Origin of the sequence: Stenotrophomonas sp. TWI169, from assembly GCF_039674705.1 — a bacterium.
GTDB classification, from domain to species: Bacteria; Pseudomonadota; Gammaproteobacteria; order Xanthomonadales; family Xanthomonadaceae; genus Stenotrophomonas; species Stenotrophomonas maltophilia_P.
The window spans coordinates 177,403-196,773 of sequence record NZ_JBDJOB010000001.1; the positions used below are offsets into that span (position 1 = coordinate 177,403).

A 19,371-nucleotide genomic window follows, 5' to 3' on the forward strand; every position below is an offset into this window, starting at 1 on the left:
GTGGCCAACGATCTGCGATCACTGCCGTATGCCTGGGTGCGCAGCCACGGGGTGATGCTGGCCGACACGGGTGATGGGCCGGTCCTGCTGGGCACCGCCGAGACCCCGGCCTGGGCTGTCGCCGAGCTTCGCCGCCGGCATGGACCCCTGCCGTTCCAGCAACTGGACAGTGCGGCCTGGCAGCAGCGGCTGGGCGAACAGTATCGTGACGGCGGCGACGCCGCGGCGGTCGTCGGCGCGGCGGAGAGCGAAGTCGACCTTGACCGGCTGATGCAGGACATGCCGGAGATCACTGATCTGCTGGATGCACAGGATGACGCGCCGGTGATCCGCATGATCAATGCGCTGCTGGCACAGGCCGCGCGCGATGGCGCCAGCGACCTGCACATCGAGCCGTTCGAGACCCATTCGGTGGTCCGCTACCGTGTCGATGGCAGGCTGCGCGACATGGTGCAGCCGCGGCGCGCCCTGCATGCCGCCCTGGTGTCGCGCATCAAGATCATGGCGCACCTGGATATTGCCGAGAAGCGCCTGCCACAGGACGGGCGCATCGCCCTCCGCGTAGGCGGCCGGCCGCTGGACATCCGCGTGTCCACCGTGCCGACCGGGCACGGCGAGCGCGCGGTGCTGCGCCTGCTGGAGAAGGATGCCGGCCGGCTGCAGCTGCAGCGCCTTGGCATGGCCGACGACACCCTGGCCACGTTCACCGGCCTGATCCGCCAGCCACACGGCATCGTGCTGGTCACCGGCCCGACCGGCAGTGGCAAGACCACCTCGCTGTACGCAGCGCTCGGCCAGCTCGACAGCAGCACCAGCAACATCCTCACCGTGGAGGATCCCGTGGAGTACGACTTCGCGGGCATCGGCCAGATCCAGGTCAATGCGCGTATCGGGATGACCTTCGGCACCGCGCTGCGCGCGATCCTGCGCCAGGACCCGGACACCATCATGATCGGTGAGATCCGCGACCTGGAAACCGCGCAGATCGCCGTGCAGTCGTCACTGACGGGTCATGGCGTGCTGGCCTCGCTGCATACCAACGATGCGATCTCGGCAGTGACCCGGCTGGCAGACATGGGGGTGGAGCCGTTCCTGCTGGCGTCTTCGCTGCGCGGTGTGCTGGCACAGCGGCTGGTAAGGCGCCTGTGCATGCAGTGCCGGCGCGCGGAGGTCGATGCCGACGGTCGCACGGTGTGGCGGGCAGTGGGCTGCGCAGCCTGCGCACACAGCGGCTACCGCGGGCGAACCGGCATCCATGAGCTGTTCGTGGTCGATGATCGGGTGCGCGCGCTGATCCATGAAGGGCGGGGCGAGCCCGCGCTGCGCCAGGCGGCACGGGCCGCCGGCATGCGCAGCCTGCGCGAGGACGGCCAGCGCTGGGTCGACAGCGGCCTGACCACGCTGGAGGAAATCCTGCGCGTCAGCGGCGACGGTTGATGCGACGATGGCGCTGTTCGACTACCAGGCCGCCAACGCGCAGGGACGCATCGAAAAGGGCCAGCTGGATGCCGACAGCCCGCGTGGCGCGCGCCAGCTGCTGCGTGGGCGTGGGCTGACGCCCGTGCAGGTCAGCCCCGCGCGCGGCGCAGGCGGGGGCTGGGGAACACGCCGGCTTTCAGCGAGCGAACTGGCCTGGGCCACCCGCCAGCTGGCCAGCCTGCTCGCCGCCAGTCTGCCGCTGGAGGGCGCATTGAGTGCCGTCATCGAGCAGGCAGAGCGACCGCATGTGGCCCAGGCGCTGACCTCGGTGCGCGCCGATGTGCGCGCGGGTCAGCGCTTGACCGTGGCCCTGGCGGCCCGGCCGCGCGACTTCCCGCCGATCTATCGCGCCCTGGTCGGCGCCGGCGAGGACTCGGGCGACCTGGCGCGGGTGATGGAACGCCTGGCCGATTACATCGAGGAGCGCAATGCGCTGCAGGCCAAGGTGCTCACGGCGTTCATCTATCCAGCGGCGATCAGTCTGGTATCGGTGGCGATCGTGATCTTCCTGCTCAGCTATGTGGTGCCGCAGGTGGTGACAGCGTTCGTGCAGGCACGGCAGACACTGCCGATGCTGACCCAGGTGATGTTGGCCGCCAGCGCGTTCGTGCGCAGCTGGGGTGCATGGACAGCGCTGGGCATCGGCCTGCTGGTTGCGGCATGGCGGCTGGCGTTGCGCCGCACCGATCTGCGCCTGCGCTGGGATGCGATGCTGCTGCGCGTACCGGTGATGGGGCGCTTCGTGCTTGGCGTGAACAGTGCGCGCTTCGCCTCGACGCTGGCCATCCTGCTCGATGCCGGCGTGCCATTGCTGCGCGCGCTGGAGGCAGCGCGGCAGACACTGGGAAACACGCTGCTGGTGCGCTGCGCCGAGGATGTCGCCGCGCGCGTGCGTGAGGGCGCGGCACTGGGCGCTGCGTTGAAAGTGCAGAAGGTCTATCCGCCGATCCTGGTGCATCTGGTCACCAGTGGTGAAAAGACCGGCACACTTGCGCCCCTGCTGGATCGCGCCGCGCAGACCCTCTCGCGCGAGATCGAGCGGCGCGCGATGGCACTGACCGCACTGCTCGAGCCGACCATGATCCTGGTGATGGGCGGGGTGGTGCTGACCATCGTGCTGGCGGTGCTGATGCCGATCATGGAAATGAACCAGCTAGTGCAGTGACGGGCGTGCGGCGCACAGGCCACGCTTCTCCACACAATCCTCCATACCTTTTTTCGATCTTCCACAGGTTTCTTAAGCGGCCTGTCATCGGCACGGACGAGCATGAGCCTGTCGTCGCGGAGCGGGCTGGGAGGCCCTCAGCGACAGCAGGCGTGTAGTGACCGTTCCTCCCTTGGCGTTTCCCTTCGCAGCAAACCCTTCAGGAGAAGATCATGTACAAGTACAAGACTCTGGCCGCGCTGGTTGCCACCGCGCTGCTCGCCACTGCCGGCGCCGCGTCGGCGCAGACCGTTACCGGCGGTGGTGCATCGCTGCCGGCCGACCTCTACAAGGGACAGGCTGACAGCATCCTGCCGGCCAACTTCAGCTACGCCGTGACCGGTTCGGGCACCGGCAAGAAGGCGTTCCTGGAGAACAATTCGGCGCTGTTCTCGACCACCGGCACCGTGCATTTCGCTGGCAGCGACTCGGTGCTGAGCGCGACCGAACTGAGCACCTACACCACCAACTACAACCAGTCGACCAATGCCAACCGCTACGGCGCCCTGATCCAGGTGCCGTCGGTGGCCACCTCGGTGACCATCCCGTTCAACAAGCCGGGTTCGGCCGTCAACCTGAGCGTGGCGCAGATCTGCGGCGTGTTCTCGGGCGCGATCAGCGACTGGTCGACCATCGACGCCAACCGCAGCGGTCCGATCCGTGTGGTCTACCGCACCGAAAGCAGCGGCACCAGCGAAATGTTCACCCGCTTCCTGGCTGCCGCCTGCGCCGCTGAGCCGGCTGCGACCTCGAACCTGGTCGGTGGCACGTTCGCCGTGAAGTCGACCTTCGCCGACCTGTACAAGCGCGATGCCAACAACAACCTGCCGGCGTTCCTGGTCGCCGCGCCGGCCACGGGCGGCACCTCGCTGTACAACGCTGTCTATGCGGCGGATGGCCGCATCGGCTACGTCGGCCCGGACGTGATCCCGAGCCTGACCGATGCGACCAAGGTTGCCAAGGTCAAGGGCTTCTCGCCGGACCAGGTGAGCGTGCAGGCCACCCTGGATACCGTCGCTCCGCCGACCGGCACCGCTGCCGAGAACCCCGCCAACTGGGTGCCGGTGTTCGGCAACCCCTCGGCCGGCTATCCGATTGCCGGCTACACCAACCTGGTGATCGGCCAGTGCTACAAGGATTCGGCAGTTGCCACCAGCCTGCGCGGCTTCCTGGCCCGTCATTATCCGGCGACCTACCCGGCGGCCTACGAGGCGTCGATCACCGGCCATGGTTTCATCCCGCTGACCAAGGCCTGGCGCGATGCGATCCGCAACCGCTTCGTGCTGGCCAGCAGCGCAGCCGGCCTGAACAATCCCAGCACCTGTGCGGGCATCGGCCGTCCGCTGTAATCCGCAGCACCGCGTGAACCCTGTTTGACCCGGCGCCGGCCCCTGTGGCCGGCGTCGCCATTTCCGCCGTGCGGCGTGCAGCGCCATCGCCCCCTGCACGCTGTCGGCTTCATGTCATGCGAACCGTCTATCAGTGGCAGGGCATGCGTTGCGCGTGTCTCCGATCACCGCCGCCAGTGCGGTCCACCAGGTTGATGAGGTTACGATGTCGCACCCGTTCCCGTCCGCTGTTCATCCGGCCGCGCCGATGCGCCGCAATCATCCGATGGCCTGGGCCATCGCGGTCGCACTGGGAAGCGTGGTCGCCCCGGCCAGCCAGGCCCAGCAGGCGTTCAGCCCGGCCTGGTTCGCCGAGCGCGGCGCAGCGCAGGGCGCTGCGAGCCAGAGCGGGCGCATGCCCAACGGCGTGCCCATCCAGTTCCAGTTGCCGGCCCAGCAGCAGGATGCTGCGCGGCAGAAGCTGCAGCAGTCGATCGACAATCTCGGCACCGCCGCGCAGGCCATCGCCCTGCAGCAGCGCCTGCAGGATCAGGCGCGGCAATCGCGGCGGGAGGCCGGGTTCATCGTTGCCGACGGATTGGGCAGGGACGGGTTGAAGGTCGATGAGAATCCGTTGACCCGGGGCTGGATCAACGCCCGCGAGGCGATCCAGTCACAGGGCAGTGACGGACGTGTCCAGGTCAGCATCGAGCAGACCGCGGACAAGGCGATCCTGAACTGGGAGAGCTTCAATGTCGGTCAGAACACCCACCTGAACTTCGTGCAGAACCCGGACTGGGCCGTGCTCAACCGGATCAACGATCCGAATGCGCGGCCCAGCCAGATTCTTGGCCAGCTCACCGCGGGCGGCACGGTGTTCGTGGCCAACCGCAACGGCGTGGTGTTCGGCAACAACAGCCAGGTCAACGTCCGCAACCTGGTCGCGGCGGCGGCGCGCATCAGCGACGGCCAGTTCCGCGACACCGGGTTGTACAGCGCGGATACGAATACGGCGGCCCTGAGCGATGCCGTTGGCAAGGTGATGGTGGAGCGGGGCGCACGTATCGCGACCCACGAGCCGACCAGCGCCACGCGTGGCGGCGGTTACGTGCTGCTGGCGGGACACAGCGTGGAGAACGCCGGCCAGATCGAGGCACGAAAGGGCCAGGTGCAGCTGGCGGCGGGCGACAGTTTCGTGATCCGGCGCGGCGTTGGCACCGCAGCCAATACCAGCTCGACCACGCGTGGCAATGAAATCGCGCCGCGCTTCATCGCCGACAGTACCGCGGGCAGCGTGCGCAATACCGGCCTGCTGCGTGCCCGCGAGGGTGACGTGACCCTGGCCGGACGCAACGTCGAGCAGGCCGGCGTGGCCGTGGCCAGCACGACGCTCGCACAGCGCGGCACCGTGCATCTTCTGACCTCGGCCAGTGATGCCGGCAGCACCGTCACGCTCGTCGATGGATCGACCACGGCGGTGCTGATCGAGGACGATGGCAAGGCCACGGCACTGGACACCCAGCGCGACAGCCTCATCAGGGAATCGGCAGAGCAGGATGCGATCCGCGCGGGTGCGCGCTCGGCAACCTTCGACAATCTCTCCCAGCACAACGACCGACGCGACCAGTCGCGGGTGGAGATCGTCTCCGGTGGCAACATCCATTTCCGCCCCGATTCGCTCACGGTTGCCACGGGCGGCCAGGTCATCGCCGACGCGGTGGCCCGCAGCTACGTCGACGATGCAGCACGCGTGGACGTGTCGGGTGCCGTGGGCGTGCAGGTCTCGATGGAAAGCAACAATGTCCAGATCAAGGTGCAGGGCAACGAACTGCGCGATGCGCTGGACAACCGCGACAGCGGCAAGCTGACCAGCAGCGAGGTCTGGGTCGACCGCCGCAGGCTCATCCACGTGCCAGCCGGAACCGGGGGCTACGACGGTGAGCGCTGGTATGCCGCAGGCGGCCTGCTGGAAGTGGGCGGCTACCTCGACAACCAGGGGCATTCGATCGGCGAATGGGCCGCGCAGGGAGGCACCGTCCTGCTGGGTGGCAGTGAAGTGATCACGCATGGTGGGTCACGCATCAACCTTGCGGGTGGCAGCCTGGATGTGCAGAGCGGCGTGATCCGGCAGAGCTGGGTGCGCGGCGTGGATGGCCAGGTGTACCGCCTTGATGACGCACCGGCGGAGATGCTGTTCGACGGGGTGTACAACGGCCATGAGGTGAAACAGGAGCGCTGGGGCGTCACCGAGACGTTCCGCGATCCGGTCGTGTTCGCGGCGCAGCGTGTCGACAACGGGTATACGGTCGGCCGCGATGCAGGACGCCTGATCGTCTCCGCCCCGACGGCGGTGCTGGACGGCCACGTGGAGACCGCCACCTTCCAGGGCGCGCAGCAGAACCGCCGGCCCGATGCCGCACTGGACGGCTATGCACAGGCGCAGACGGCAGCAGCGCGCAACGCACAGCTCTACCTCGGGCGTTATGACGGCCAGGGCCGCAGCGGGGTGTTCGGTTCGGACGTGCGCGTGGATGACAAGGCGCCGAAGACGGCGGCGTGGTCACTGCTGGCACCGGTCGGGGAAGAGCGACGCGACACGGTGTGGCTGGACATCGCAGAGTTGAGTGCCCAGCAGTGGGGGCGGATCGATCTGGCGAGCGCCGATCGCATCAGCATTGACGGCCGCCTTCGGTTGCAGGCGGGTGGACAGCTGAATCTGACCGGCAGCGAGGTGGAACTGGCGGGCGACATCGGCATTGCCGGCGGCCAGCTGTCGGCGGGCAACCTGCTGGAGGTGCAGGGCAGGCCGACGGCACTGCTGCACGATGGCCGCGCACGCACCGTTATTGCCGACGGTACCCACATCGATCTTGCCGGTGAATGGAGCAACGCAGCGTTGGGAGAGCCACTGGATGCGGGTGGTGCCTGGACGGATGGCGGCCGCTTGAGCCTGAGCAACAGCCATGACGTGAGGGTGGGCGCGGGGGCGACGGTCGACGTCGAGGCCGGCGCCGCGCTGGACCTGCGCGGCAAGGGTCGTGTCGGCAAAGGGGGCAGCATCAGTCTGCAGGCGAACAGCAGCACGGTGGCAACGGACGGCAGCGGCCGGGTGCAGCTGGGCGAGGGCAGCCGGTTCAGCGGCCGTGGCCAGGGCAGCGGCACGTTCTCGCTGGGCACCGGTGGCCGGGTGCGGGTGGGCGATGCGGATCCGGCGGACGCAGCAGCGCTGCAGGTGGATGCCGGCCTGTTCGGCAGTGGCTTTGCCCAATACGACATCAATGGCCATCAAGGGCTGGAGGTTGCCGATGGCACGCAGCTGGCAGCGCGCATGCCGGGCCTTCGGATGACCGCGGACGCGCGCGCCGCGACGGATCGGAAAGAGGCACTGGAGCGCTGGCTGGCACCGCTCTACAGTGCCGATCCGCTGAGCGGGCTGGTCCGCCAGCGCAGCGGTGCCAGCGTGAGCCTGCGCTCGGATCGCAACAGCGTCGGCGGCGACCTGCGGGTGGGCAAGGCCGCGCTGATCGAGGTCGACCCGGGGCAGGCGATCTCCCTGCTCGGCGCCGGCAACATCGACGTGGAAGGTACGTTGCGTGCGCAGGGGGGACGCATCAGCATCGACGATGTGCGCCTGCCGACCACGCTGTATGCCGGGCAGCGGAGCGAACGGACCTGGCGGTTCGCCGACGGTGCGCTGCTGGATGCCAGCGCGGATGCGGTGTCACTGGCCGATGCCGGTGGCCGCCTGCAGGGACAGGTGCGGGCCGGCGGGCGCATCGAGATCGGCGGCGCGCTCGACTGGGAGAGCTCTGCGTCGGTGGACAACCGTCCGCCTGAAGCCTTCGTCGTGCTCGAGCGTGGCGCGCAGCTGCGGGCAGCGGGCGCCTCGGCGCCGCTGGATGTCGACGGGAAGGGACGGACCCGGGTGGACAGCGACGGCGGGCAGATCGTGCTGCGTTCGGCCAACGCTCTGTACCTGGACGGCGCCATGGATGCCTCTGCCGGCGGCAGTAGCGCGCGTGGCGGCACCTTGGGCGTAGCCTTTGGTGGCAGCGTTCATGCGCGCGGTGCGAGCGAGGAGGTGCTGCGCGCGCGCGGCATCACGCTCAGCCAGCGCAGCCCGGTCGACGCGGTGCTGCCGGACCGGCTGGAGTACGGGCACGCGGCGCTGTCGGTGGAGCAGATCCAGGCCGGTGGCTTCGACACCCTGTCCGTGTTCGGTGACGTCCGCGCGGAGGGCGATGTCGACCTGCGCATGGGCCAGAGCCTGCGCATCTACGGACAGGGGCAGTCAAGCCTCGGCATGGCCGTGGCAGCACCGCAGTCCAGCGGCATTTCGCTGAGTGCTCCGCACCTGCTGCTGGCACAGTCGCACTGGCAGTCGCTGCCGGGTGAGAACCTGGTGGTCACCGATACCGTGGCGTCGGCTGCGGAAGGCGACCACGTGCTGTCGGCGAGGGCTGATCTGATCGACATCCGTGATGTCACCTGGCTGCCCGGCTTCAACCAGGTCGTGCTGGACAGCCGCAGCGACGTGCGGCTGCTCAACGCGGTGTCCAACGGCGGATCGATCAGTGCGTTGATGGCGAGCGGGTCGATGGACGTGAGTGCCGCCCGCCTGTACCCCACCTCCGGTGCGACGGGCTATCTGGTCGCGGGTGCGTCTGCGGCGACCGTGGCGACGCCCGGATACTGGTCAGATCCGGATGCGGTGCTGCGCATCCGGGGTACCGGCACGGCGGCGGCCACTCCGCCGGAGTCAGCGCTGGGCGCGTTGCAGCTGGTGGCAGCGACCGTGCAGCAGGGCGGAAACGTGCAGGCGCCGATGGGGGCGCTGCAACTGGGCGGCCTGATCCTGGGCGGCACACGTGCCAGCCGGGTGGAGCTGTTGCCGGGCAGCATCACCTCCACCAGTGGCGCAGGTCTGGCGCTGCCCTACGGCGGTACCGTGGACGGCGTGTCGTGGAGAAGAGGCAGCAGCAGCCTGGAATCACTGACGCCGGGTGGCATTGCGTCCAAGGGCGTGACCGTAACCGCCAACGATGTGGACGTGCATGCCGGTGCGCTGCTGGACGTATCGGGTGGCGGCGAACTGACCGGCGCGGCATTTGTCTCAGGCCGCGGTGGCTCCGTCGACGTGCTGCGCACTGCGCTGGCCGATGCCAACCCGCGCTATGCGTTCAGTGCCTCCGGCAACCCGGTGTACGCGATCGTGCCGGGACGTGCCGGCAGCTTCGCACCCAGCAGCGATGATGGCTTCGCTGCTCCAGCGGTGGGCCAGCAGATCACCGTACCCGCCGGCGTTCCCGGGCTGCCCGCGGGGACCTACACATTGCTGCCGGCCAGCTTCGCGCTGCAGCCGGGTGCATTCCGCGTCGAGCTGGGCGCGACGGGGACCTCCGGCGTACCGCAGCCGATCCAGACCGGCACCGGGACGTGGCGCGTGTCCGGTCAGCAGGGATCGGCACTGGGTGGGGTGGCGTCGCCGCTGCTCACCGACATCCTGCTGACGCCGGCGGCGGTGGTGCGCCGGCATTCCGGCTACAACGAAACCAGCTACAACAGCTTCGTGCAGGCCACCGCCGACCGTCGTGGCGAGGCGCGCGGCTGGCAGACCATCGATGCGCTGGGGCTGACCCTGGCACTGGGTGAAGGCGCTGGCCGCGAGGGAACCGCGGCCATCGACTTCGCCGGCACGGCGCGCTTCTCCGCGGCCAATGAAAAGGGACGCGGCGGCACCCTGTTCGCCACGCTCGCCAGCCCGGCCGTGGGTTCGCTGGAGATCGCTGCTGCCGGCAGTCCGTCGCAGGCGCACGATCGTGGCGCGACCTTCACCGACGACGCACTGAATGCGCTGCGGCCGGAACGCATGGTGATCGGCGGACAGTTCAATGAGACGGCTTCGCTGGTGGCGGTGTCCGGCGCGGTGCGCGATGTGGCGATCCGCTCCGGTGCGACCCTGCAGGCGCCGGAGATACTGGTGGCTGCGGCGTCCGGTGGCAGCGGCATCCTGGTCGAAGCCGGGGCGACACTCGATACCTTGTCTTTCGCACGCGACACCGCGTCCGCGCCGACCGTGCCCTATCAGGTCAATGGCGGCCTGCTGGCCGTCTCGAACCAGCGCCTGAACCTGATCACCGGTACGACCGGCGTGGCGGCAGGGCCGGTCGCGATCGACATCGGCGGCTGCCAGACGGACTGCGAAGGCGAGGCACGGCTGGTATCCGATGGCAGCATCGGGGTGGCCACCGATGGCGTGCTGCAGATGCGCGATTCCGCCCGTTATGGCACGCGCCAGCTTGGCGTGAGCATGGCGGCGCTCAACCTCGGCAGCGCCGAGGCGATCGCGCAGGCAGCGGCCGCAGGGGCGTTGCCAAATGGCATGACCATGAACCAGTCCGTGCTGCAGCAGCTGCTGCGCGGCAATGATGCCACCGGCGCACCGGCGCTGGATACGCTGAGCCTGGTCGCACGCGATTCGGTCAACGTGTTCGGCAGTGTCGACCTGGATGCGCGCGACAGTGCCACCGGCCGCGGTGGCCTGCAGACGCTGGTGCTGGGCGCGCAGGCCATCCATGGCTATGGTGCGGCGAGCGACCGTGCGCGCATCCTGGTGGACACACTGGTCTGGGACGGTTCGCTGGCGGCGACGCAGGCACCGGGCAGCGATGCGTCGGCGCCGCCGGCCGATCCCATGGTGGACCGGCTCGGCGCGGGGCAGCTGGATATCGTCACCCGCAACCTGCAGCTGGCGCGCGCCCCGTTCAGCCGTCCCAGCTCCGAGGTGCCCGCGAACCGCCAGGTGCTCGGCTTCAGCGCGCTCAACCTCAGCGCGTCCGGGCAGCTGCTGTTTTCCGCGCAGGGTACGCTGGACGTGTACCAGCAGCGCGGCGACTATCTCGCGGACAAGGGCTGGCAGTACAGCGGTGGCAGTATCGGCATCGACACGCCGCTGCTGACGGCCGATCCGGGTGCGCAGCTGCAGGTACGGACCGGCGGCGACTTCCGCCTGCAGGGCGGCAGCGGCAGGGCCGGCGGCGACGCACTGGGCAGTGAACTGAGCATCGATGCCGAGCGGATCGCGCTGGACAGCACGATCGCACTGGCCTCCGGCCGCCTGTCAGTGAACGCGCGCGACGGCATCGCGCTCGGCGGCCAGGCGGCGCTGGATCTGGCGGGACGCAGGGTTACGCTGTACGACGTGGACAGGTACAGCTGGGGCGGCGACGTGCTGCTGTCCAGCGATGCGGGTGACGTCAGCACTGATGCCGCCTCACGCATCGATCTGTCGGCGCGCAACAACCGCGGCGGACGGCTGACGGTGAACGCCCTGGCCGGGCGGGCCGATCTGGCCGGTGGCATCAAGGGGGCTGCCAGTGGCCGTTACGACGCAGGTGGCACCGTGGTGCCTTACGACGGCGCAGACATCGTGGTTCGCGCCGGCACGTTGCAGGACTTCGCAGGCCTGAACCAGCGCTTGAACGCGGGCGGTGTCACCGGCGGGCGCACGTTCCGGATCGGTGAGGGTGATCTGCTGATCGGTGACGAGGTGAAGGCGCGCAGGGTCGACATCAGCCTCGACGCAGGCAGCCTGCGCATAGCGGGGCGCATCGACGCCAGCGGCGAACAGGTCGGTGCGATCCGCCTGTACGCACGTGACGGTCTGCAGGTGGAGGGAACGCTGGATACGCATGGCACCGGCCTGCGCGTGGACAGCCAGGGCAAGATCATCGACAGCCCGAACCGGGCCACGATCGAACTGGGCAGCGCCGCCGGCGGGATCGACATCGGCGCCGGCGCTCATCTGGACCTGCGCGCGGGGACGGCTGTGGCGGTGGGCGGCGGCCGCGGGCAGAACGACGGCGTGGCCCGCGGCACCCTGAAGATCGATGCGCCCCGCATCGGCGGCAACGATGCGGCGATAGCGGTCGCCAACGGTCTGCGCGTCGAAGGTGCGGCCGATATCCAGGTCAATGCGGTGCGACGCTATGAGGACGCGCCCTTGGCGGACACTGTCGACGTCAACGGCAACCGCGCGCAGCGCGTCACCCAGCAGTGGCTGGACCAGATCGTCGATCCGGACAACCGCGCGTGGATGGACGGCGCGCTGGCCAATGCGGATCTCCGACAACGCACGGCTGCGCTGGGCACGCATCGCCTGCGCCCCGGCGTGCAGGTCCTCGCCCGCCGCAGCGAGGCCAATCCCGGAGGTGACCTGACCGTATCCGGTGACATCGACCTGTCCGGCTACCGCTATGGGCCTGAGGCCGATCGCAATGATCCGGCGCGGCGCGGCTTCGGCGAGTCGGCGTCGCTGGTGCTGCGCGCGGAGGGCAACATCAACGTGCACGGCAGCATCAACGATGGCTTCGCGCCGCCACCGGCCAATCCGGACGAGGCAGGATGGCAGTTGCATGAGAGCCGCAACGGCACCGCCGGTCACACGCCGTTCGGCGGCGATCTGGTGGTGCCGGTGGAGGGCGTGAAGCTGCAGCCCGGTACGGAGTTCCAGGCTGGTACCCGCCTGAACTATGACGTGCCGGTCGAATCGGTAACGCTTCCGGTCGGTACCGTGCTGCCCGCGCCGATGGTGATCTCGCAGAATCTGCGCCTGCCCGCGGGCACGGTGCTGGGTGCGGCGGTGACCACCGACTCCGGGCAGACGCTGGCGGCGGGCACCGTGCTGCAGGAGCCGCTGGTGCTGGCGGCCGGTGCGCGACTGGGGGCTGGCTTCCGCCTGCGCAGCGATGTGCAGATGGCCGCCCAGGACTGGCCGGCCGGTGCGATGCTGCCGGTGACCCTGCGCCTGGCACGGGAAGTCGAGCTCAAGGTAGGCGCGTACATTCCATCGCTGACCAAGGTGGAGCTGCCCGGCGACGCATCGGTGAACCTGCGTCCTGCCGACGCCAACGGCAACCAGGGACGCAACTGGGCGCTTGCCCCGATGCTGGCCGAAGGTACGACATCGTGGGACATGACACTGGTGGCGGGGGCTGACAGCGACGCCGCGGATCCGCGTTCGCGACGCTGGGGAAGCGACGGCAGTGTGGTGCTTGCCGATACCCATCAGGGCTCGGTCGGCACCGTGACGACCGAGATCATCTGGGTGGGCGACCGGGTCCTGACCGAACAGGCGTCACTGGACTGGATGGGCGACACCTCCTATGCCGGCCGTCCGATTTCCGAGCTGGCAGACATGTTCGGCTTCAGCGAGGATGAGTTCTGCGCGCTTTCCGATGGCTATTGCGGCCCCGCGCCGCGACAGGTCGCCGCGCAGGGTTCGCTGGATTTCTGGGGCGATGAATCCTATGTCGGCACGCCGGCAAAGGACTTCGCCGAGCTGTTGGGCATGACCGAGGACGAATTCTGCGGAATGGCACCGGGCTACTGTGCCGGCGGTGGCACCCAGACCGAGGTCACCACCTACGGCAAGCGCGCCGGTACACCGGCCTGGAGTGTCCTGCGCACCGGCAAGGGCGACCTGGAACTGCTCGCGGCGGGCGACGTTGCGATGAAGTCCGGGTTCGGCGTCTATACCGCCGGTACGCCCAGCTCACTCGGCGAGGACCGTGACGCCGCGTTTGATTCACCGCGCGCGGCGGCGCCCTGGAACACCGCGCTGCTGGGTGAGAACCTGGTGCCGGGCAGCTATGACGCCGCAATCGCGGGATACCAGGCCTGGTATCCCGATCATGGCGGCAACCTGCGCGTCGAGGCCGGACGCGATATCGTCGGTGATGTCTGGACCGCGCGCGCGGAGTCGGGCACCAGTGAGCGCGACTGGGCGCTGTACTCCAGTGCCGCGGTCGGCAATTGGCTGTGGCGGCAGGGAACCGGCAGCACCACCGGCGTGGAGCCGGTGCCGACCAGCTGGTGGATGAACTTTGGCGCCTACACCAACGTGTCCGCTGCTGCTGGCGCCTCTCCGCGGATGGTCGGCTTCACCGGCTTCGGTACATTGGGTGGCGGCAACTTGACGCTGGAGGCCGGGCGTGACGCCGGCGTGCGCGATGCGATAGGTGACGCGCTGGACTCGACGATCGCACCGCGCTCGGGTGCGATCATCGCGGCGGTGGGATCGACCGGCCGGGTCAGCGATGGCCAGCTGCACCTGACCGGCGGCGGCGACCTGCAACTGCGTATCGGTGGCGCACTGAATCCGAATCTGCGGGCGACGTTCTCCAGCCTCAATGCCTCCAGGGCGGGACAGAATCTCGATCTCAACGGTACCTTCATCAACCTGCGTGGCAGCCTGCTGCTCGATGCGGGACGCATCGGTGCAATGGGCGTCACCCTGGACAGCTACGGGACGCTGGGCCAGCTGCGTGCGGCCGATCTGTTCGCCGCCGACGCCGCCCGCCCGATGGGCGGGCCGGTGCTGGTGCTGGGCGATGCGGTCGCACAGCTGCAGGCGCGGGGCGATGTCGTGCTCGGCGGCGTCGCCGATGCCGGCCGGGTTCCACTGGCCAACTACAGCACGGTGGTGCAGGACAACGGCAGCCGCGCTGCGGGCAGCACCTGGTTCTCCCTATGGACCGACGCGACCGCCGTGGACCTGTTCAGCGCCGGTGGCGACCTGGCGCCGGGCCTTGCCGGGCCGGAGAACGTGACCGGCAGCAATCTGTGGCCCGAGCAGGTTGCGCTGGCACCGGGCAGCCGGGAGGAGCTGCTGAACTACTGGCTCTATCCTTCGCGCTTCAGCGCCGTTGCCGCCCAGGGTGACATCAAGCTGGACCGGATCAGTGCCGTGACGGGGACGCAGGATGTGATCCTGCTGGCGCCCTGGGCTACCGGGCGGCTGGACGTCCTGGCGGGCGGCAGCATCTTCGCCCGCAGCGGCGCGACCCAGATCACGCGCTCCGGCGCGGATGCGCGCATGCCGGGGCCGTTCGACCCCGCATTCGTTGCCGAGCAACGCGATGCCAGCGGTAATGTGACGCGCCCGCGGCACAACCTGTCGGTCGATGGCAACATCGCCTCGCCGGAGGCATCGCTTCCGCTGTTTGCGTTCGGCCCCGGTACGCCGTTGTCCACGGTCTCCGCGGCACTGGCACCAAGCCGCTTCTACGCCGTGCAGGGCGACATCATCGGCCTGGCGACAGGCGCCCAACGCACGCTCGACGGCACCGCCTGGCAGCGCACGCAGCTGAACTGGTTCGAGGCAGCAGGCGCGGTGCAGCTGCGGGCAGGGCGGGACATCCTCGGCGTGTCGATGACCGCGTTGAACAGCGCGCCCACCGATATCATGGTGGCGGCGGCGGGACGTGACATCGTGCATCTGGACGCGACGATCGCCGGCCCTGGCAACGTCGAGATCAGTGCCGGCCGCCAGCTGCGCCAGGAAGAGGCGGGCAGCATCGTCAGCCTCGGTGGCATCGTGCAGGGTGACACCCGTCCGGGTGCCAGCATCGCGCTGACGGCCGGCAACCAGCAGATCGATTTCGCGGCCGTGCGTGCCCGCTATCTGGATCCCGCAAACCTGGCCGATCCCGCGCAATCGCTTGCGTCGCAGCCGGGCAGGGCAGTCAAGGTCTACGACCAGGAACTGAAGCAGTGGCTGCAGCAACGCTTCGGCATGGCCGCCGATGGCGAGGCAGCGCTGGCAGCGTTCGATGCGTTGCCGCAGGAACAGCAGCGCATCTTCCTGCGCCAGATCTACTACGCCGAGCTGCGCGAAGGCGGACGCGAGTACACCGATGCGGAAGGGCCGCGCTTCGGCTCTTATCTGCGCGGGCGCGAGGCCATCGCCACGCTGATGCCGGACAGGAATGCGGCCGGTGCGACGATCGACCGTACCGGCGATATCGTGATGTACGGCGGCTCCGGTGTGCGCACCGAGGCGGGCGGCAACATCGAACTGATGGCACCGGGAGGCCAGATCGTGGTGGGCGTACAGGGTGTGGTCCCGCCTGCCAGTGCCGGCCTCGTCACCCAGGGGCAGGGCGATATCCGCCTGTTCAGCCAGGACAGCGTGCTGCTGGGCCTGTCGCGGGTGATGACCACCTTCGGTGGCGACATCCTGGCGTGGTCGGAACAGGGCGACATCAATGCGGGTCGCGGCTCGCGCACCACGCTGTTGTACACACCGCCACGGCGCGTCTATGACACCTGGGGCAATGTGATCCTGTCGCCCCAGGCGCCGGCCAGTGGTGCGGGCATTGCCACCCTCAATCCGATCGCGGAAGTCGCGCCGGGTGATGTGGATCTGATCGCGCCGCTGGGCACCATCGATGCGGGCGAGGCGGGCATCCGTGTGTCGGGCAACATCAATCTGGCCGCGCTGCAGGTACTCAATGCGGCCAACATCCAGGTGCAGGGAGACAGCAAGGGCCTGCCGGTGCTGGCATCGGTGAACGTCAACGCGCTGGCTTCGGCCAGCGCCGCCGGCAGCAGTGCCAGCCAGGCGGCGCAGGATGTGATCCGCAAGAGCCAGGAGGATGCCCGGCGCAACCAGCCTTCGGTGATCAGCGTGCAGATTCTGGGCTTCGGCAACGCGAGCAGCAGCATCAACCCGCCGGCACGCGGCACGACCGCGGCCAGCGGCTACGACGTAGACAGTGCTTTCCAGTTCCCGCAGGCCCGCGAACCGCAGGCGCGTGGAGAGGGTGGCACACAGCGTCGATAGTTGCCGGGGGTGATCCACGCGGTGGGAATCGGGCCCGCTGCCACGGCGCGGTGGCGGCCCCCCGCCAGGACGGCACGGAGGGCAGGGAGCAGCCATCGGCGGTGAGGAGCACCGACAGGCGCCACCGGGCGCGGGACAGCGCCCGGTGGCCGGGATGGCGGACGCTGCGCCCCGGATGACGTGGATCGACGGCGTGCGGGTGCGTCTGCGGCTAGAGTTCAAGGACGCGACGGTAGCTCAACGGACCGCGGCCATCACGCAGCCGCAGCCTCAGTTCCAACCCGGTGGCCGGCAGCAGCACGCCCCGACTGGGCAGCGTCGTCCAGCCGGCGCCCGGCTGCCAGGCGCGCACATCGAAGAACTGGACATCGTGCGCTACGGCCAGCCCGCGTGACTGCTCAGGTGGCGGCAACGGATAGCGATCCGATGGCGGCCCGCTGGCCCGCCACAGGGTATTGCCCTGGCGCCACCAGCGCACCCGCTGCCAGCGCAGCCCGTCGCTGCCGACGCTGCGGGTGATCTCCAGCGCGAAACTGCCGTCGGCCTGCCGTTCGCTGACCAGCGCCGGCGGCAGCAGCCGCTGTGGCTCGTCAGCGGGGCGTACCGCACCATTCATCAGGGCATCGTCCGCACGCATCTCGATGTCGCGCTGGTACTGCTGCAGCACCCGCAATGCGGCATTGGTGCCTGCATCAGCCTGGCGCAGTCGCTGGTCACTGCTGGACACGCTGTCCAGCGCACGCCAGCAGATCACGGCCAGCACGCCCATGAGGGTGATCGCGATCATCACTTCGATCAGGGTGAAGCCCTGCACGCGCCGTTTCACGGTGCAGCGGTCCATGGCAGCAGCATGCGTGCCAGCGACTGCGTTGGTGCATCCTCCGCCACCACGATGAGCTCCAGCAGCGGCTGCCCGTCGCTGCCGCTGCCCAGATGCTGCCGCACCAGGAAGCGGCTGCGACCCTGCACGCAGCGCTGCTGCACATCCGCGGGCGGTTGCGCGGCCAGCCGCAGTTCCTGCCAGCGGTCCTGTGCGCACAGCAGTGCCAGACGTCGGTCGCGCAGCCGCGACTGGTCATCGGTTGCCACTGCCACCGAGCGCATCACCGCCGCCAGCGCGACTGCCACGATGGCCAGTGCGATCAGTACCTCGATCAAGGTGAAACCCCGCCGCGGCCCCATCACTGCACGACCTGCAGCTGTCCACTGCCGTCGTCGCGAAGGCGCAGCTGTCGCCCCTGCAGCGACAGCGCCAGCTCCCACGGCACGCCGATCCATTCCGGACTCAGTTCGATGGCTGCCGCCGGCTGTACGGCGATGCCCGGGCTCTGCCACCGCTGGGGGCGCAGCAGGTCGTCGCGCTGCACGTCGGTCCAGCGGTCGCCCTCGCGTCGGCTGAAGCGGTAGCCCTCGGCACCCGCCTGCCAGCGGAGGCTGCGGCCATCGATGCGGGCCTCATCGCGTGCCACCTGCAGGCGTTGCGCCAATCGCTCGCCTTCCTGACGGAGCTGGCGCGCAGGATCGAGCAGTGTGCCCAGGCCCAGGCCGATGGCCGTTGTACAGATGCCGATGATGACCAGCACCACCATCAGTTCCAGCAGGGTGAAGCCGCGCGGGATGCGCCGCATCGACATCGCCTCCTGTGCCTGCCGATCGCGGACAGGGTAGCGGCGGATGATGAAACAAAAGCGTCAGCGGCGACTGCTAGCGTGGTGGCCGTCAATGTCGACGAAGGTGCGGAACATGGACGGCAGGCGCTGGGATCGCAATCACCTGCTGACACTGCTGGCGGCGACGCTGCTGCTGGCCGTGATGGCCTACTGGGGCATTGCCCTGTTCGCTGCAGGACCACCGGCGGCGGCCAGCGCGGTAAGGCCGTCGACACCGGCCCGGCCACCGTTCGACGCTGCGGCCAGCGCTCCGCTGGTGCGGCTGCTGTCACCGGGTGCGATCCACACCGAGGTAGTGGTGCTGGGTGTGATGGCCAGCGCGCACGCACCGCTGGCACTGCTGTCGGTCGATGGTGGCGCTGTCGATGCCTATGTGCCGGGGCAGCGCCTGGGACCGTCCACGGTACTGGCCGGCATCGGCGCAGAGACCATCGAACTGCAGCAGGCGGGGCGGTCGCGCAGCCTGCCGGTGCCCGCGCTGCCGCCCGTTCCTGCCGACGGCATCGTGCCTGCCGCTGCGGGGCGGCACTGAGGCGCGATCAGCGAGAGGGGCGCTGCGGTGTCACCGAGCGACCAAAGGCGTCGCCCATCCGTTGCCGGGTGCCTTCCAGGTTGTACTGCATGAGCTGGTTGCCGGGCTGCCGCATCTGCCGCTCCGACTCGGACAGGCGCGGTGATCGTGCACGTGGCGGTGCCGGTGCGAGCCTGCGCTGCAGACATTCCCAGGCCGGAATGCGCTCTCCGTTGACCTGCACGTCGATGCAGGGCGGTGTGTCCGCGCGCGTTGCGCGGTCATCGGCGTGCGCAATCGGCATCGCGATGGACGCGAGCAACGCCACGGCAGGCCAGCGCCATGCAGTCAGGATCATGCTCATCTCCAATCTCCCGCCACCCCATGTCGGCTGCTTCATGGACGGGTGGCGGGCGCAGTGTCCGCCTGCGCGCATTCCGCCGCCGTCAACAGATGACAGTGCTGTCACAAAACTGTTGGCGGCTTTGACGCGCCCTGCACGTCCTGTGGGTAGACCCACGCGCCGCTCCCTGGCCACTTCCTTCGATACGACG

At 69.1% G+C, this 19,371-nt stretch carries 9 protein-coding genes; 5 read left to right on the top strand and 4 right to left on the bottom strand.

Translation table 11 applies throughout. The features are described 5' to 3' along the window. The 4 genes from gspE (at nucleotide 1) to ABE543_RS00755 (ending at nucleotide 16,636) form a co-directional block, all read left to right on the top strand. Entirely contained in the window at nucleotides 1–1,437 is a 1,437-nt protein-coding gene (gene gspE, locus ABE543_RS00740; protein ID WP_346475209.1) for a type II secretion system ATPase GspE, read from the top strand. Nucleotides 1,438–1,444: 7 nt separating this feature from the next. Next, nucleotides 1,445–2,644 (top strand): type II secretion system inner membrane protein GspF, encoded by a 1,200-nt coding sequence (gene gspF, locus ABE543_RS00745; RefSeq protein ID WP_128988248.1) that lies wholly within the window; start codon nucleotides 1,445–1,447, stop codon nucleotides 2,642–2,644. A 212-nt stretch (nucleotides 2,645–2,856) separates the two neighbouring features. Further along, the gene (locus tag ABE543_RS00750) at nucleotides 2,857–4,032 is read left to right on the top strand and encodes a substrate-binding domain-containing protein (protein ID WP_053516316.1); all 1,176 of its coding nucleotides are present in this window, start codon (nucleotides 2,857–2,859) and stop codon (nucleotides 4,030–4,032) included. Between the two features lie 205 nt (nucleotides 4,033–4,237). Beyond that, the gene (locus ABE543_RS00755) at nucleotides 4,238–16,636 is read left to right on the top strand and encodes a filamentous haemagglutinin family protein (RefSeq protein WP_346475122.1); all 12,399 of its coding nucleotides are present in this window, start codon (nucleotides 4,238–4,240) and stop codon (nucleotides 16,634–16,636) included. Nucleotides 16,637–16,847: 211 nt separating this feature from the next. On the opposite strand, the gene ABE543_RS00760 is transcribed toward ABE543_RS00755, so the two are convergent. From ABE543_RS00760 to gspH, 3 genes are read right to left on the bottom strand one after another with little or no spacing between them, the layout of a single operon-like run. Continuing rightward, nucleotides 16,848–17,462 (bottom strand): prepilin-type N-terminal cleavage/methylation domain-containing protein, encoded by a 615-nt coding sequence (locus ABE543_RS00760; protein ID WP_346475210.1) that lies wholly within the window; start codon nucleotides 17,460–17,462, stop codon nucleotides 16,848–16,850. After that, complete coding sequence (gene gspI / locus ABE543_RS00765) at nucleotides 17,459–17,818, bottom strand: type II secretion system minor pseudopilin GspI (RefSeq protein WP_193395860.1); 360 nt, start codon at nucleotides 17,816–17,818, stop codon at nucleotides 17,459–17,461. The genes ABE543_RS00760 and gspI overlap by 4 nt, the downstream gene beginning before the upstream one ends. After that, nucleotides 17,818–18,264: a type II secretion system minor pseudopilin GspH gene (gene gspH, locus ABE543_RS00770; RefSeq protein ID WP_346475123.1), complete on the bottom strand. Its 447-nt coding sequence runs from the start codon at nucleotides 18,262–18,264 to the stop codon at nucleotides 17,818–17,820. The genes gspI and gspH overlap by 1 nt, the downstream gene beginning before the upstream one ends. Nucleotides 18,265–18,379: 115 nt before the next feature. Here gspH and ABE543_RS00775 point away from each other — a divergent pair, with 115 nt between their 5' ends. After that, entirely contained in the window at nucleotides 18,380–18,838 is a 459-nt protein-coding gene (locus ABE543_RS00775; RefSeq protein WP_053516310.1) for a general secretion pathway protein, read from the top strand. A gap of 7 nt (nucleotides 18,839–18,845) precedes the next feature. Here ABE543_RS00775 and ABE543_RS00780 read toward each other — a convergent pair whose 3' ends face one another. Continuing rightward, the gene (locus tag ABE543_RS00780; RefSeq protein ID WP_346475124.1) at nucleotides 18,846–19,181 is read right to left on the bottom strand and encodes a hypothetical protein; all 336 of its coding nucleotides are present in this window, start codon (nucleotides 19,179–19,181) and stop codon (nucleotides 18,846–18,848) included. Nucleotides 19,182–19,371 lie beyond the last annotated feature (190 nt).